Below are 14,441 nucleotides of genomic sequence, written 5' to 3'. Positions count from 1 at the left end.
GTGTAATGATTATCAAGTTATCGGCTTATTAGTACCGGTCAGCTCCGACAGTCTTTAGTCCTGTCTTCCACATCCGGCCTATCAACCCAGTCGTCTGGCTGGGAGCCTCTCCCCCGAAGGGATGGAAATCTCATCTCGAAGCCGGCTTCCCGCTTAGATGCTTTCAGCGGTTATCCGTTCCGAACGTAGCTAATCAGCGGTGCTCCTGGCGGAACAACTGACACACCAGAGGTTCGTCCATCCCGGTCCTCTCGTACTAGGGATAGATCTTCTCAAATTTCCTACGCGCGCAGCGGATAGGGACCGAACTGTCTCACGACGTTCTAAACCCAGCTCGCGTACCGCTTTAATGGGCGAACAGCCCAACCCTTGGGACCTACTCCAGCCCCAGGATGCGACGAGCCGACATCGAGGTGCCAAACCATGCCGTCGATATGGACTCTTGGGCAAGATCAGCCTGTTATCCCCGAGGTACCTTTTATCCGTTGAGCGACAGCGCTTCCACAAGCCACTGCCGGATCACTAGTCCCGACTTTCGTCCCTGCTCGACTTGTCAGTCTCACAGTCAAGCTCCCTTGTGCACTTACACTCGACACCTGATTGCCAACCAGGTTGAGGGAACCTTTGGGCGCCTCCGTTACTCTTTAGGAGGCAACCGCCCCAGTTAAACTACCCATCAGGCACTGTCCCTGAACCCGATTAGGGTCCGAAGTTAGATATCCAGAGTGACCAGAGTGGTATTTCAACAATGACTCCACGAACACTAGCGTGCCCACTTCAACGTCTCCCACCTATCCTACACAAGCCACACCGAACACCAATACCAAACTATAGTAAAGGTCACGGGGTCTTTCCGTCCTGCTGCGCGTAACGAGCATCTTTACTCGTAATGCAATTTCGCCGAGTTCGCGGTTGAGACAGCTGGGAAGTCGTTACGCCATTCGTGCAGGTCGGAACTTACCCGACAAGGAATTTCGCTACCTTAGGATGGTTATAGTTACCACCGCCGTTTACTGGGGCTTAAATTCTCAGCTTCGCCTCACGGCTAACCGTTCCTCTTAACCTTCCAGCACCGGGCAGGCGTCAGTCCGTATACATCGTCTTGCGACTTAGCACGGACCTGTGTTTTTAGTAAACAGTCGCTTCCCACTGGTCTCTGCGGCCATCGAACGCTCCCGGAGCAAGTCCGTTCACGCCTCAGGCCCCCCTTCTCCCGAAGTTACGGGGGCATTTTGCCGAGTTCCTTAACCACGATTCTCTCGATCTCCTTGGTATTCTCTACCTGACCACCTGAGTCGGTTTGGGGTACGGGCAGCTAGAACCTCGCGTCGATGCTTTTCTTGGCAGCAGAGGATCACCGATTTCGACTTGCGTCTACCCATCAGATCTCAGGCTCATGAACGACGGATTTGCCTATCGTTCGCCCTACATCCTTAGACCGGGACAACCATCGCCCGGCTCGGCTACCTTCCTGCGTCACACCTGTTAACACGCTAAACGCACCAGCACGGGGTCGTACGCTAGGCCCAACGCTTCACCCCGAAGGGATCCATCACTGGGATTCAGATACTTAGCACTACTGGATTATCTTGGGCGGTTCTTCGCCGGTACGGGAATATCAACCCGTTGTCCATCGACTACGCCTGTCGGCCTCGCCTTAGGTCCCGACTTACCCAGGGAAGATTAGCTTGACCCTGGAACCCTTGGTCTTCCGGAGGACGGGTTTCTCACCCGTCTTTCGCTACTCATGCCTGCATTCTCACTCGTGTGGCGTCCACGGCTGGTTCACACCGCCGCTTCACTCGCCACACGACGCTCTCCTACCCATCAACACGGCTGGACCACGAAGGCCTACCACTAATGTCAATGCCACAACTTCGGTGGCGTGCTTGAGCCCCGTTACATTGTCGGCGCGGAATCACTTGACCAGTGAGCTATTACGCACTCTTTCAAGGGTGGCTGCTTCTAAGCCAACCTCCTGGTTGTCTGTGCAACTCCACATCCTTTCCCACTTAGCACGCGCTTAGGGACCTTAGTTGGTGGTCTGGGTTGTTTCCCTCTCGACTATGAAGCTTATCCCCCACAGTCTCACTGCTGCGCTCTCACTTACCGGCATTCGGAGTTTGGCTGACGTCAGTAAGCTTTTGGGCCCCATCGGCCATCCAGTAGCTCTACCTCCGGCAAGAAACACACAACGCTGCACCTAAATGCATTTCGGAGAGAACCAGCTATCACGAAGTTTGATTGGCCTTTCACCCCTATCCACAGCTCATCCCCTCCATTTTCAACTGAAGTGGGTTCGGTCCTCCACGACGTCTTACCGTCGCTTCAACCTGGCCATGGATAGATCACTTCGCTTCGGGTCTAGACCCTGCGACTACATCGCCCTATTCGGACTCGCTTTCGCTACGGCTGCCCCACACGGGTTAACCTCGCCACAGAGCACTAACTCGCAGGCTCATTCTTCAAAAGGCACGCCGTCACCCCAACAAGGAGGCTCCGACGGTTTGTAAGCAAACGGTTTCAGGTACTATTTCACTCCCCTCCCGGGGTACTTTTCACCTTTCCCTCACGGTACTTGTCCGCTATCGGTCATCTGGGAGTATTTAGGCTTATCAGGTGGTCCTGACAGATTCACACGGGATTTCTCGGGCCCCGTGCTACTTGGGATACTCTCCACGCCATAACACCATTTCGACTACGGGGCTCGCACCCGCTCTGGCCAGGCATTCAAACCTGTTCGTCTATGATGCGCTGTAACGCTCCGTGCTCGGCAGAACACGACGAAAAGTCCCACAACCCCGACCATGCAACCCCTGCCGGGTATCACACATGACTCGGTTTAGCCTCTTCCGCGTTCGCTCGCCACTACTAACGGAATCACTGTTGTTTTCTCTTCCTGTGGGTACTGAGATGTTTCACTTCCCCACGTTCCCTCTACCCGCCCTATATATTCAGGCGGGAGTCACCAGGTCACCACAAAGGGCCTGGCGGGGTTTCCCCATTCGGAAATCCTCGGATCACAGCTCGTTTATCAACTCCCCGAGGCTTATCGCAGATTACGACGTCCTTCTTCGGCTCCAGATGCCAAGGCATTCACCGTTTGCTCTTAAAAACTTGCTAATCACATGAGTTAAGAAACTACAACTCGAAAAGTTGCAGATCCAATGATTTGCACAACCCAGCCCAAAAGCCGAATCATGCGAATCTTGTCGATCCGACACCTGCAAGGGTGACGGATCTAAGATGCTCGCGTCCACTGTGTAGTTCTCAAAATACGGGCGGTACCCCTCCCCCACACACCCAGGCATGAGAAAAGGATCCAGAGAGTCGAGATCCAGCCGCCTTCCGAAGAAGCCAGCAGGCCCGGTCCCTCAGGACCCAACAGCGTGCATGCACCCAACTCCACCCGACCATGCGTTCCCAACCCGAAGGCCGTACTAACACGAGACGAATCTCATCAAGCACCTAGTCCAATGTTCCACCCATGAGCAACCAGCGAAGACATTCGCTTCGATCTGGCGCCTGGAACCGACACGCCCCGTAGAGCGCCGTATCCAGATGCTCCTTAGAAAGGAGGTGATCCAGCCGCACCTTCCGGTACGGCTACCTTGTTACGACTTAGTCCTAATCACCGATCCCACCTTCGACAGCTCCCTCCTCACGGTTAGGCCACTGGCTTCGGGTGTTACCGACTTTCATGACTTGACGGGCGGTGTGTACAAGGCCCGGGAACGTATTCACCGCAGCGTTGCTGATCTGCGATTACTAGCGACTCCGACTTCATGAGGTCGAGTTGCAGACCTCAATCCGAACTGAGACCGGCTTTTTGGGATTCGCTCCACCTTACGGTATCGCAGCCCTTTGTACCGGCCATTGTAGCATGCGTGAAGCCCAAGACATAAGGGGCATGATGATTTGACGTCATCCCCACCTTCCTCCGAGTTGACCCCGGCAGTCTCCTATGAGTTCCCACCATAACGTGCTGGCAACATAGAACGAGGGTTGCGCTCGTTGCGGGACTTAACCCAACATCTCACGACACGAGCTGACGACAACCATGCACCACCTGTATACCGACCTTGCGGGGCAACCATCTCTGGAAGTTTCCGGTATATGTCAAGCCTTGGTAAGGTTCTTCGCGTTGCATCGAATTAATCCGCATGCTCCGCCGCTTGTGCGGGCCCCCGTCAATTCCTTTGAGTTTTAGCCTTGCGGCCGTACTCCCCAGGCGGGGAACTTAATGCGTTAGCTGCGACACGGAGACCGTGGAAAGGTCCCCACATCTAGTTCCCAACGTTTACGGCGTGGACTACCAGGGTATCTAATCCTGTTCGCTCCCCACGCTTTCGCTCCTCAGCGTCAGTAACGGCCCAGAGAACTGCCTTCGCCATCGGTGTTCCTCCTGATATCTGCGCATTCCACCGCTACACCAGGAATTCCATTCTCCCCTACCGCACTCTAGTCTGCCCGTACCCACTGCAGGCCCGAGGTTGAGCCTCGGGTTTTCACAGCAGACGCGACAAACCGCCTACGAGCTCTTTACGCCCAATAATTCCGGACAACGCTTGCACCCTACGTATTACCGCGGCTGCTGGCACGTAGTTAGCCGGTGCTTTTTCTGCAGGTACCGTCAAGCCGAAGCCCTTCTTCCCTACTAAAAGAGGTTTACAACCCGAAGGCCGTCATCCCCCACGCGGCGTTGCTGCATCAGGCTTGCGCCCATTGTGCAATATTCCCCACTGCTGCCTCCCGTAGGAGTCTGGGCCGTGTCTCAGTCCCAGTGTGGCCGGTCACCCTCTCAGGCCGGCTACCCGTCGTCGCCTTGGTGAGCCATTACCTCACCAACAAGCTGATAGGCCGCGAGTCCATCCTTGACCGAAAAACTTTCCACCCACACCCGATGCCGGGGCAGGTCGTATCCGGTATTAGACGCCGTTTCCAGCGCTTATCCCAGAGTCAAGGGCAGGTTACTCACGTGTTACTCACCCGTTCGCCACTAATCCACCCAGCAAGCTAGGCTTCATCGTTCGACTTGCATGTGTTAAGCACGCCGCCAGCGTTCGTCCTGAGCCAGGATCAAACTCTCCGTAAAAAAATTACGACCCCCAACCCCGAAGAGAAGGAAAGTCAAGTTTGACCTCCAGCAAATACGACATCCCTCCGACCCGAAAGCCGGAAACTGACATCAATTTCCAAAGGAAACCCAACCAGATCCGAAAACCTGACCAGGATATAAAATTGGCATTGAACATAGTGCACGCTGTTGAGTTCTCAAGAATCGGACACACCCCGCCTCCACACCACAAAAGATGCTTCACAACGAGAGTGATCGAAAATGTTGTTGCTTGCGTCATACGCATTCACCCGGTTAGGCTGAAGGAAGTTTCTTTCCCTCTGCCGCCGTGGCAACTTGTATAACCTAGCACATCCGCAAGCCGTGTCAAATCCGGCCACTTCGCTCTGTCGTCACGCTAATTCGCGCTCCCACCTTGCTTGACTCAGGACCTGAGTCCTGCGCCAGGCGGCGAAGATGCCGGATCCGAAGGATCCTGCGGCGGCTTTACATCCTCGCGGCAGACCCGCCGTGAAGGCTTGTCTTGCCGAAGGGATGGTCCCGATTGAGGCCGGGACGTGGGAGCTGCTGCTCTTTCCGTTTCCCTGCGGCCTTTGTGGCGACTAGGAATAAGCTACGCAGAGGTCGGCGCGGTGTCAAACGAAGACCCCAAATCGCGCATCCCGGGCGTGTCGAGACGAGGTCCCCGCAGCCGACGTCCCGCGCTCCCGACACGCCGGCCCTCGGCTCCGCTCCGCCCCGCAACGAGAACGAGGAGCGCGCGGCCCGGATCACTCCGGTGCTGCGCGCTCCTCGGCGGGCGAGCGAGGGCTACGCCCCGATGCCGACCGCCTCCGCTGAGACGTCCGCCCCGGGGGCCGACGGCTCGAGCGCCTCCGCGACCCGCTGCGCGAGGGAGGTGTCGACGTTCGCCCAGTACTGGAGCACGCGCTCGCGCAGCTCCGGACGGGTGACCTTCGACACGTGACCGGCGATGTTCGAGACCAGTCGCGCACGCGCGGCATCGTCGAGGACCTCACGGTAGAGCGTGCCGGCCTGACCGAAGTCGTCGTCCTCGGGGTGCAGGGTCGCCGCGGCACGCGTGAGCTCGCCGTCGGTGTCCCAGCCCGTCGACTCCGCAGCACGCGCGGGGTCGGCGTGGGCGCCGCCGGTGGTGTTCGGCGCGTAGACCGGGACCTCGGACTTCTGGAAGTCGAACCGCATCGGGCCGTCCTTCGAGTACGAGTGCACGGGCGACTTCGGCGCGTTGACCGGGAGCTGCGCGTGGTTGGTCCCCACGCGGTAACGGTGCGCATCCGCGTAGCTGAAGATGCGTGCGAGCAGCATCTTGTCGGGGCTCGCCGCGATCCCGGGGACGAAGTTCGAGGGGGCGAAGGCCGCCTGCTCGATCTGCGCGAAGTAGTTCTCAGGGTTGCGGTCGAGCGTCATGGTGCCGACCTCGATCAGCGGGTAGTCCGCGTGCGGCCAGACCTTGGTGAGGTCGAACGGGTTGAACCGGTAGCTCTTCGCGTCCTCGTAGGGCATGACCTGCACCGAGAGGGTCCAGGACGGGAAGTCGCCGCGGTCGATCGCGGACGAGAGGTCGCGGATGTGGAAGTCGGCGTCCTCCCCGGCGATCTGGTCGGCCTGCTCCTGGCTCAGGATCTCGATGCCCTGGTCGGTCTTGAAGTGGTACTTGACCCAGAAGCGCTCGCCGGCCGCGTTGATCCACTGGTAAGTGTGCGAACCGAAGCCGTCCATGTGGCGCCAGGAGGAGGGCAAACCGCGGTCGCCCATCAGCCAGGTGACCTGGTGCGCCGACTCGGGCGAGAGCGTCCAGAAGTCCCACTGCATGTCGTGGTCGCGCAGGTGGCTGCCCGGGAGGCGCTTCTGCGAGCGGATGAAGTCGGGGAACTTGATGCCGTCGCGGAGGAAGAACACCGGGGTGTTGTTGCCTACGAGGTCGTAGTTGCCCTCGCTCGTGTAGAACTTCAGCGCGAAACCACGCGGGTCGCGCCAGGTGTCGGGCGATCCCTGCTCGCCGGCGACGGTGGAGAAGCGGGCGAGCATCTCGGTCTCGACCCCGGGCTGGAAGAGGGCGGCACGGGTGTAGGCGCTGACATCGCCGGTGGTGGTGAAGCGGCCGAAGGCTCCTCCGCCTTTGGCGTGGACGACGCGCTCCGGAATGCGCTCGCGGTTGAACTGCGCGAGCTTCTCGACGAGGTAGTGGTCGTGGAGCGCGACGGGTCCGTCGGCTCCGACGCTCAGCGAGTGCTCGTCGCTGGCGACCGGCGCCCCGGAGTTGGTGGTGGTGAATCGTTCCTCGGTCATGTTCCTCCTGTCGGCGAGGGGCGCGAGCGCCCGCCGCTGCGGTGTCGAGCGGATGTCGTTCAGTGGGATGCCGCAGTCAAACAGTCGGGGCAGGTGCCCCAGAACGTGACATCGGCGGTGTCGACGGCGAAGCCGCTGGCCGTCGACGGGTGCAGGCACGGAGCTCCGCCGACGACGCAGTCGACGTCGGCGACGGCTCCGCAGCGGCGGCAGACGACATGGTGGTGGTTGTCGCCGACCCGCAGCTCGAACCGGCGGGGGTGACCCTCCGGCTCGATGCGTCGGGCGAGCCCGGCGTCGGTGAACGCCGAGAGGACCCCGTAGACCGCCTGTGCGGAGGTCTCGGGCAGGCTCTCGCGCACTGTCGCGAGGACCGTGTCGACGCCGGCGTGCGGATGCTCCTCGAGAGCGAGGAACACGGCACGCCGGGTGGACGTGACCTTGAGCCCGGAGGCTCGGAGTCGTGTGTCCACTGTCGTCATGCCGGTCACACTAGCCGAGTTGTCTTGACGGATTCAAAACAACCAATGCCGTGGCGCGTCCCGTCGGCGACCATCCCCGGACGCACGGGCGGCCTCCCACTCCGGCCCGGTCACGCGACCGGCCCCTCGGCCAGCACAACCTGCGCGGAGTGGGTGGCGCCGGCCGTGTCGACCCAGTCGATCGTCACCGACTCGCCGGGCTCACGCTGGGCGAGCGACGCCGACAGGGCTTCGGCGGAGGTGATCGCCGCACCGTCGACAGCGGTGATCGTGTCGCCCGCCTCGAGGCCCGCAGCAGCGGCGGGCGCACCCTCGACGACTCCGCCGATCACCGCGCCGCCCCCGCTCGTCGCCGCAGCACCCGATGAGAGCGAGACTCCGAGGAACGCCGGGTAGCCGATCTGCACCGTCGCCGTGTCGGCTCCGGCCTCGATCGCGGCCACGATGTCGAGCGCGTGCGCGATCGGGATGGCGAAGCCAGTGATGTCGGCCGTTCCACTGGACGCGGCGGTATCGATCCCGACCACCCGACCCGCGGAGTCGACGAGCGGTCCGCCCGAGTCGCCCGACACGATGTCAGCGTCGGTCTGGATCAGTCCGGTGAGGGTCTCTCCAGCGATCCCCGACTCCGACTGGGTGGTGATCCGCTGATCGAGCGCGGTCACCGTGCCGGAGGCGGCGACCAGGTCGCCGGTGCCCCCGGCGTTGCCGACGGCGGTCACCACATCACCCACGCTCACCCCGTCGGCATCGAGGGTCGCGGGAGTGAGGCCCGAGGCGTCGTCGAGGTGCAGAACGGCGATGTCGTTCGTCGAGTCGGTGCCGACGACACGCGCGGAGTAGCTGCGACCGGTCGACTCGACGGTCACCGACACGGCGGTGGCGCCCTCGACCACGTGGTTGTTGGTGAGGATCATGCCGTCGGCGGTGAGGATGATGCCGGTGCCCGCGGACCGCGCGTCCTGATAGCCGAGGTCGGAGGTGATGGTGACGACTCCCGCGGTCTGCGCGGCGCTCGCGGTGGTCGTGGCGGAGTCGGGTCGCGGCGAGCCGCCCGCGGTACCGCCCCCGTACGGCGAGACCGCGACGCCGCCGCCGAAGGCACCGCGCGAATCGCCGGGGTAGACCGTGGTGGTGGCGTTCGGGGAGGCGGAGGCGGGCGCCTCGGTGCTGCCTGCGTAGGCGACGCCTCCCGCCGCGACCGCGATCAGCACGGCGAGCCCCGCCCCTCCGGCGATCAGCGCGCGGCGGCGGCGGCGACGGTCGTCGAGGCGCAAGGCCCGGTTCTCGTCGGCGCGGATGCTCTCGGCGGGAACGGAGACGGTCGGGGCGAGGTGCGCCGCATCTCCGTCGGGCTGGGTGGGAAGCTCGCGCTCCGCAGGTTCGTGTCGCTCGTTCATGATGTCGTCCTCGGGGCCGGGGCCGCCCTTGACGGCGACCGGCCCCCATTCCACGACCGCGCACCCCGCTTCGACTGGACATGGACTCCGCGTCGGCTGGATATGAACTATGCCGAACCTATGAGTGATTGGATGGTTGTGGCTACAACCATCGAGGACTAGCGTGTCAGCGGTGACCACCTACCCCGCCGACCTGCTCGCCCCCGACACCACGATGGGCGCGGTTACCCTCCGCGTCGCCGACCTCGATGCGATGATCGCCTACTACCGCGACGCCGTGACGCTCGAGCTGCTCTCGCACGAGGGGTCCGTCGCCGTCCTCGGCCGCGGCGGCACGGCAACTGTGATCCTCCAGCACGCCCCCGAGCTGACGCACGCCTCGCCCCGCAGCGCCGGCCTGTTCCACACCGCGATCCTCTTCGAGTCGGAGGCGGCGCTCGCGGCCGCCGTGCACAGCGTCGCCACGCGCCACCCCGGCTCCTTCACCGGCAGCGCAGACCACCTGGTCAGCAAGGCCTTCTACTTCGACGACCCGGAGCACAACGGCGTCGAGCTCTACTGGGACCGCGACCGCACCCAGTGGTCGTGGACGCACGGGCGGATCGAGATGGCAACGCTGTTCCTCGACCCGAACACCTTCCTCCGCGAGCACCTCACCGACGAGGCGATCGCGCAGCCCCGGCTGGGCGCAGCCTCCGTGGGGCACGTGCACCTCAGCGTGGGAGACGTCGCCACCGCGAAGGAGTTCTACGTCGACCGGCTCGGCTTCGAGACGACGATCGCCGCGGGCGGCCAGGCACTGTTCGTGTCGGCGGGCGGCTACCACCACCACATGGCGATGAACACCTGGAACTCGGCGGGCGCGGGACGGCGGCAGCTCGCGCTCGGTCTCGGGCAGGTCGAGATCGTCGTGCCCGGCGCCGACGACCTCGGAGCGCTCGGCGAGCGCCTCGGACGAGCAGGAGTCGCGACCCGCGACGACGGGCGCACGCTGGCCTTCGAGGACCCGTGGGCGAACGCCATCCGCGTGACGGCGGGCTGAGGTCCGGCTCCGTGGGCCGGGCGCTTCCGGCGGTGGGAGCCGGGCCAGGGCGTCGCCGGGGACAGCGGAACGCCGCGGGTACGATGGATCCGCGGAAGACCGCACTCCCCCGAGACTCCGGAGAACACGGTGCCCACGATCGTCGTTGAAGTCATGCCCAAGGCCGAGCTGCTCGACCCGCAGGGGAAGGCCGTGGCCGGCGCACTCGCGCGACTGGGCCACTCCGCACTGCACGGCGTGCGGGTGGGCAAGCGCTTCGAGATCACCGTCGACGAGGTGACCGACGAGGTGCGCGCCTCGGTGCAGGCGATCGCCGACGAGATGCTCTCGAACTCCGTGATCGAGGACGTCGTCGGGATCCACTACCCGGCGGAGGCCGCCCGATGAGGATCGGCGTCATCACCTTCCCCGGCTCGCTCGACGACCGCGACGCCCAGCGCGCCGTGCGCTTCGCGGGTGCGGAGCCGGTCGCGCTCTGGCACGGCGACCACGACCTCGACGGGGTGGACGCGATCGTGCTGCCCGGCGGATTCTCGTACGGCGACTACCTGCGCTGCGGCGCCATCGCCTCCCACTCGCCGATCATGCGCGAGGTGGTCGACGCGGCGAACGCCGGGACCCCGGTCCTGGGCATCTGCAACGGCTTCCAGATGCTGACCGAGGCGCACCTGCTGCCCGGCGGCCTGATCGCGAACGACATCGGATCCTTCGTCTGCCGCGACCAGCGCCTGCTCGTCGCCAGCACCGAGACCGCCTGGACGAACGGCTTCGAGCCCGGCCAGGAGATCACGATCCCGCTGAAGAACGGCGAGGGCGGCTACATCGCCTCGGCCGAGACGCTGCTCGAGCTGGAGGCGGAGGGGCGGATCGTCGTCCGCTACCTCGGGCACAACCCGAACGGCTCGATGAACGACATCGCCGGCATCAGCAACCGGCGCGGCAACGTGGTGGGGCTCATGCCGCACCCGGAGCACGCGGTCGAGGAGGGCTTCGGGCCCGACACGGCCGCCGCGATGCGCTCGGGCGTGGACGGGCTGACCTTCTTCACGTCGGCGCTGCGCTCGCTGCTCGCGTCGGCCTGACGCAACCGGTTTGGGAGGCTCCGCCCGCCCGCGACGCACGAGACCCCCGGTTCCGGTTGGGGGTCTCGTGCGTGATGGGCGATGTTCGCGGGGTCAGGCCGCGACGAGCTTCGCCAGGTAGGTCGCGGGCTTGAGGGACAGGCGGGGCTCCGCCTGACGGAAGGCGTGGATGGCGGCCACCTGCTTCCGGGCCTCGATGCCGCGCTCCGCGAGGACGCCGCGACCCCAGTCGACCGCTGATGCGACCGCCGCGGGGGTGGTCGATGCCCCGTCACCGAAGATGGAGACGAGCTCCTCGGTCGGGTCGGCGTGGTCTCCGAGGAGACCACTGAGGGGAGATGCCATGGTGAGTTCCCTTCTCTCGTCGTGAGGTGCGCGCCGCGGAAGACCGCACGCGTCCTCATCTTCGCCCGCGGGTCCGCGGACCGCCATGGGACGGAAGTGCCGTTCTGAACCGGCGGCCTCGTCCCGGAGGACTAGGACGTGCCTTGGGGGTGGACCGCACGAGTGTCGTGATTCTCTCAGGTTAACGGTGGGCCCCTTGGCTAGGGTGGCAGCCGGTCGGGAATCCCTCCGCCCGAGACGCTTCCGGGGGGTGGCAGAGATTCGACGAGACACCATCCGGGTGAGCCTCGTCGGCGACGAGATCGTGGTCGCCGGTCTGCAGCGCCTGATCTCCGCCGAGGAGGACCTCGAGCTCCTCGATCACGGCGACGGGCGAGCGGACGTGTGCGACGCCGACGTCGTCGTCGTCTCGATCGACGAGCCGAGCGGCGAGCCCGCGGTGCGCGGACTCGCCGAAAACGAGGCCTGCGCGGTGCTCGTCCTCTCGGCGCTCGACGACGACGCGCTCGCAGCGCGCGTGCTCGCCGCAGGCGCCAGCGGCTACGTCCTCCGCGATTCGGGGGCCACCGCGGTCGTCAACGCGATCAGGGCGGTCGCGACCGGGAGCGTCCTCGTGCCACGTCGGCTGGCCGGCCGCGGCGCACTCGCGCTCACGCTCGACGACCCGGCGGAGGACCGCGGGGCTGCCGAGCGGATCGAGCAGACCCTGGCCGTGCTGAGCGACCGGGAACGCGACGTCGTCCGCCTGGTCGCGGACGGCCGCTCGAACGGCGAGATCGCGCAGGCCCTGCACCTCTCTGAGTCGACGGTGAAGACCCACCTGTCGAACTCCTACGCCAAGCTCGAGATCTCCGGCCGCGTCGCCCTCGCCCTGCTGATCACCGACATGCACCGCGGGGCCTGACCCGCGGGTCAGTACCCGCGCTGAGCGCGTCGCTCCTGAATCGTCTCGAGGCGCCGACCCGACTGGCGGCGGGCCATCGCGCCCAGGGCGCGCGGCGCGAGGATCATGCCGAGGACTCCCCAGGCGAGCGGGACGACGACCGCCAGAACGAGCCGCCCGCCCTCGAGCACGAACCCGGGCAGGAGGACCGCGCGGGCGAGCTCGCCCAGCCAGTAGACGGGGAAGACCGAGACGACGGCGCGGAGCCACTCGGGGAGGAGCTCGACCGGGAAGAAGACGCCCGAGACCAGCATCAGACCGTAGGCGACCAGCGAGAGCGGCAGGACCGCGAAGGGCGAGGACACGAGGCTCCCGAGGGTCGCCCCGAGCGGGACGGTGCAGGCGAGGGTGAGCACCGCGAGTCCCACCACTCCGATCCATCCCGCCGGGTCGCGGGGCAGGACGCTTCCGATGACGAGGTCGGAGCTGATCAGGATGAGGACCAGCGCGACGAGGTTGGTGACGCTCAGCGCGATCAGCTTGCCCGAGAGGTAGGAGGCCATCCCGAACGGGAGGGTCTTGGCCCGCAGGACCGAACCGTCCTCCTGCTCCGTCACCAGCTCGCTCGCAATACCGACCATGCCGCCGACGAACATCGACGCGGCGGCGAAGCCGGCGAGCACGGAGCGCACGCCGTCCGCGCCTCCGAACAGGTCCAGATCGAGGAAGCGGAAGACGAGGACCAGGACGACGGGAGGCACGAGGAAGGAGACGGCGGTCCAGCGGAGGAACCGGCGGCGGAGCTCGATCCTGGCCTGGACGGCGGCGACGCGGGCGATGCCCCGGGCCGCGCGGGCGCGACTGCTCCGAGGCGCGGCGGACGTGGTCGTGGTTGCGGTGCTCACGGGCGGGTCTCCTTCTCGGTGGATGCGAGCTCGGGCGCGCCATCGACGGCCTCCGAGCCGGCGACGATGGCGAGGTAGGCGTCCTCGAGAGAGGCGCGACGGACCTCGAGTCCGGAGAGGTCCACACCGCGCGCCGACAGCCGGGCGAGGACGGGAGCCGGATCGCTCACGTGCTCGGTGTGCAGGCCGCCGTCCGCGCGCCAGCGGACGGTCGTCCCGGAGGCGAAGCGGTCGCGGAGCTCCTCCGGGGAGCCGTCGGCCTCGACGGAGCCCCGGGCGAGGATGACGATCCGGTCGCACATCGCCTCCGCCTCATGGAGGTCATGCGTCGCCCAGAGGACCGTCGTCTCCGGCGTCAGAGCACGGATGAGCTCGTGGAACGCGGCGCGGATCTCCGGATCGAACCCGGTGGTCGGCTCGTCGAGGAAGACCAGCTCCGGGCGCCCGATCAGCGCGGCGGCCACGTCGACGCGACGCCGCTGGCCCCCGGAGAGGGTCGCGAGGCGCCGGTCCGCGAGGTCCTCGAGCCCCACGGAGCGCAGCATCTCGCCGACGGGCAGCGCGACGCCCGGACGGGCGGCGTCGTGCGACGCGGCCACGAGCTCGAGGAGCTCGCGGACCCGCCAGGTCCCGTGATCGCGCCACGCCTGGAGGACGATCCCGATCCGGGAGCGCCAGACGGAGGGCGCGTCCAGAGGGTCGGCGTCCAGGACGCGGACGCGTCCGGCCGACGGGCGCCGGAATCCCTCCAGGATCTCGATCATGGTGCTCTTGCCCGCGCCGTTCGGGCCGAGCACGGCGATGCGCTGGCCCCGCTCGACGTCGAGCGTCACGCCCGCGAGCACGTCCTTGGCGCCGTAGCGCATGCGGAGATCCTCGACGCTGATGGCCGGCGAGTGCTGCGAGGTCTTCATG

10 protein-coding genes and 2 rRNA genes are annotated in these 14,441 nt (G+C 65.0%); 4 read left to right on the top strand and 8 right to left on the bottom strand.

Annotated elements, in window-relative coordinates; genetic code table 11:
• Positions 1 to 8: 8 nt before the first annotated feature.
• The 5 genes from GSU10_RS01135 to GSU10_RS01115 all read right to left on the bottom strand — a co-directional run bounded on the left by GSU10_RS01135 (position 9) and on the right by GSU10_RS01115 (position 9,269).
• Positions 9 to 3,123, bottom strand: a 23S ribosomal RNA gene (locus GSU10_RS01135).
• Between the two features lie 449 nt (positions 3,124 to 3,572).
• Positions 3,573 to 5,095, bottom strand: a 16S ribosomal RNA gene (locus GSU10_RS01130).
• The 16S and 23S rRNA genes sit together here, the layout of an rRNA operon.
• A 792-nt stretch (positions 5,096 to 5,887) precedes the next feature.
• Positions 5,888 to 7,387, bottom strand: a complete 1,500-nt coding sequence (locus tag GSU10_RS01125; RefSeq protein WP_068212387.1) for a catalase — start codon at positions 7,385 to 7,387, stop codon at positions 5,888 to 5,890.
• Positions 7,388 to 7,446: 59 nt separating this feature from the next.
• Complete coding sequence (locus GSU10_RS01120; protein ID WP_068212400.1) at positions 7,447 to 7,869, bottom strand: Fur family transcriptional regulator; 423 nt, start codon at positions 7,867 to 7,869, stop codon at positions 7,447 to 7,449.
• A gap of 110 nt (positions 7,870 to 7,979) precedes the next feature.
• Complete coding sequence (locus GSU10_RS01115; RefSeq protein ID WP_132504714.1) at positions 7,980 to 9,269, bottom strand: S1C family serine protease; 1,290 nt, start codon at positions 9,267 to 9,269, stop codon at positions 7,980 to 7,982.
• A gap of 214 nt (positions 9,270 to 9,483) precedes the next feature.
• Here GSU10_RS01115 and GSU10_RS01110 point away from each other — a divergent pair, with 214 nt between their 5' ends.
• From GSU10_RS01110 to purQ, 3 genes are all read left to right on the top strand, one after another.
• Positions 9,484 to 10,311 carry a VOC family protein gene (locus GSU10_RS01110; RefSeq protein WP_068212401.1) on the top strand — a complete coding sequence of 276 codons (828 nt, stop codon included), beginning with the start codon at positions 9,484 to 9,486 and terminating at the stop codon, positions 10,309 to 10,311.
• Between the two features lie 129 nt (positions 10,312 to 10,440).
• Positions 10,441 to 10,698, top strand: a complete 258-nt coding sequence (gene purS, locus GSU10_RS01105; RefSeq protein WP_068212391.1) for a phosphoribosylformylglycinamidine synthase subunit PurS — start codon at positions 10,441 to 10,443, stop codon at positions 10,696 to 10,698.
• A complete protein-coding gene (gene purQ, locus GSU10_RS01100; RefSeq protein ID WP_068212392.1) occupies positions 10,695 to 11,393 on the top strand; it encodes a phosphoribosylformylglycinamidine synthase subunit PurQ in 699 nt (232 codons plus the stop codon). The genes purS and purQ overlap by 4 nt, the downstream gene beginning before the upstream one ends.
• A 93-nt stretch (positions 11,394 to 11,486) precedes the next feature.
• Here the strand turns inward: purQ and GSU10_RS01095 are convergent, their stop codons facing one another.
• Complete coding sequence (locus GSU10_RS01095; RefSeq protein WP_068212393.1) at positions 11,487 to 11,738, bottom strand: hypothetical protein; 252 nt, start codon at positions 11,736 to 11,738, stop codon at positions 11,487 to 11,489.
• Between the two features lie 250 nt (positions 11,739 to 11,988).
• On the opposite strand from GSU10_RS01095, the gene GSU10_RS01090 reads away from it, so the two are divergent.
• Positions 11,989 to 12,642, top strand: a complete 654-nt coding sequence (locus GSU10_RS01090; protein ID WP_132504712.1) for a response regulator transcription factor — start codon at positions 11,989 to 11,991, stop codon at positions 12,640 to 12,642.
• 8 nt (positions 12,643 to 12,650) lie between these two features.
• Here the strand turns inward: GSU10_RS01090 and GSU10_RS01085 are convergent, their stop codons facing one another.
• Both GSU10_RS01085 and GSU10_RS01080 read right to left on the bottom strand, forming a co-directional pair.
• Entirely contained in the window at positions 12,651 to 13,526 is an 876-nt protein-coding gene (locus GSU10_RS01085; RefSeq protein WP_068212394.1) for an ABC transporter permease, read from the bottom strand.
• Complete coding sequence (locus tag GSU10_RS01080; RefSeq protein WP_068212397.1) at positions 13,523 to 14,440, bottom strand: ABC transporter ATP-binding protein; 918 nt, start codon at positions 14,438 to 14,440, stop codon at positions 13,523 to 13,525. The genes GSU10_RS01085 and GSU10_RS01080 overlap by 4 nt, the downstream gene beginning before the upstream one ends.
• Position 14,441: the final 1 nt, after the last annotated feature.

This window comes from Rathayibacter tanaceti (assembly GCF_009834165.1).
GTDB classification, from domain to species: domain Bacteria; phylum Actinomycetota; class Actinomycetes; order Actinomycetales; family Microbacteriaceae; genus Rathayibacter; species Rathayibacter tanaceti.
The sequence above is the reverse complement of the archived record's forward strand: the minus strand, read 5'-3'. Positions and strand labels throughout refer to the sequence as shown.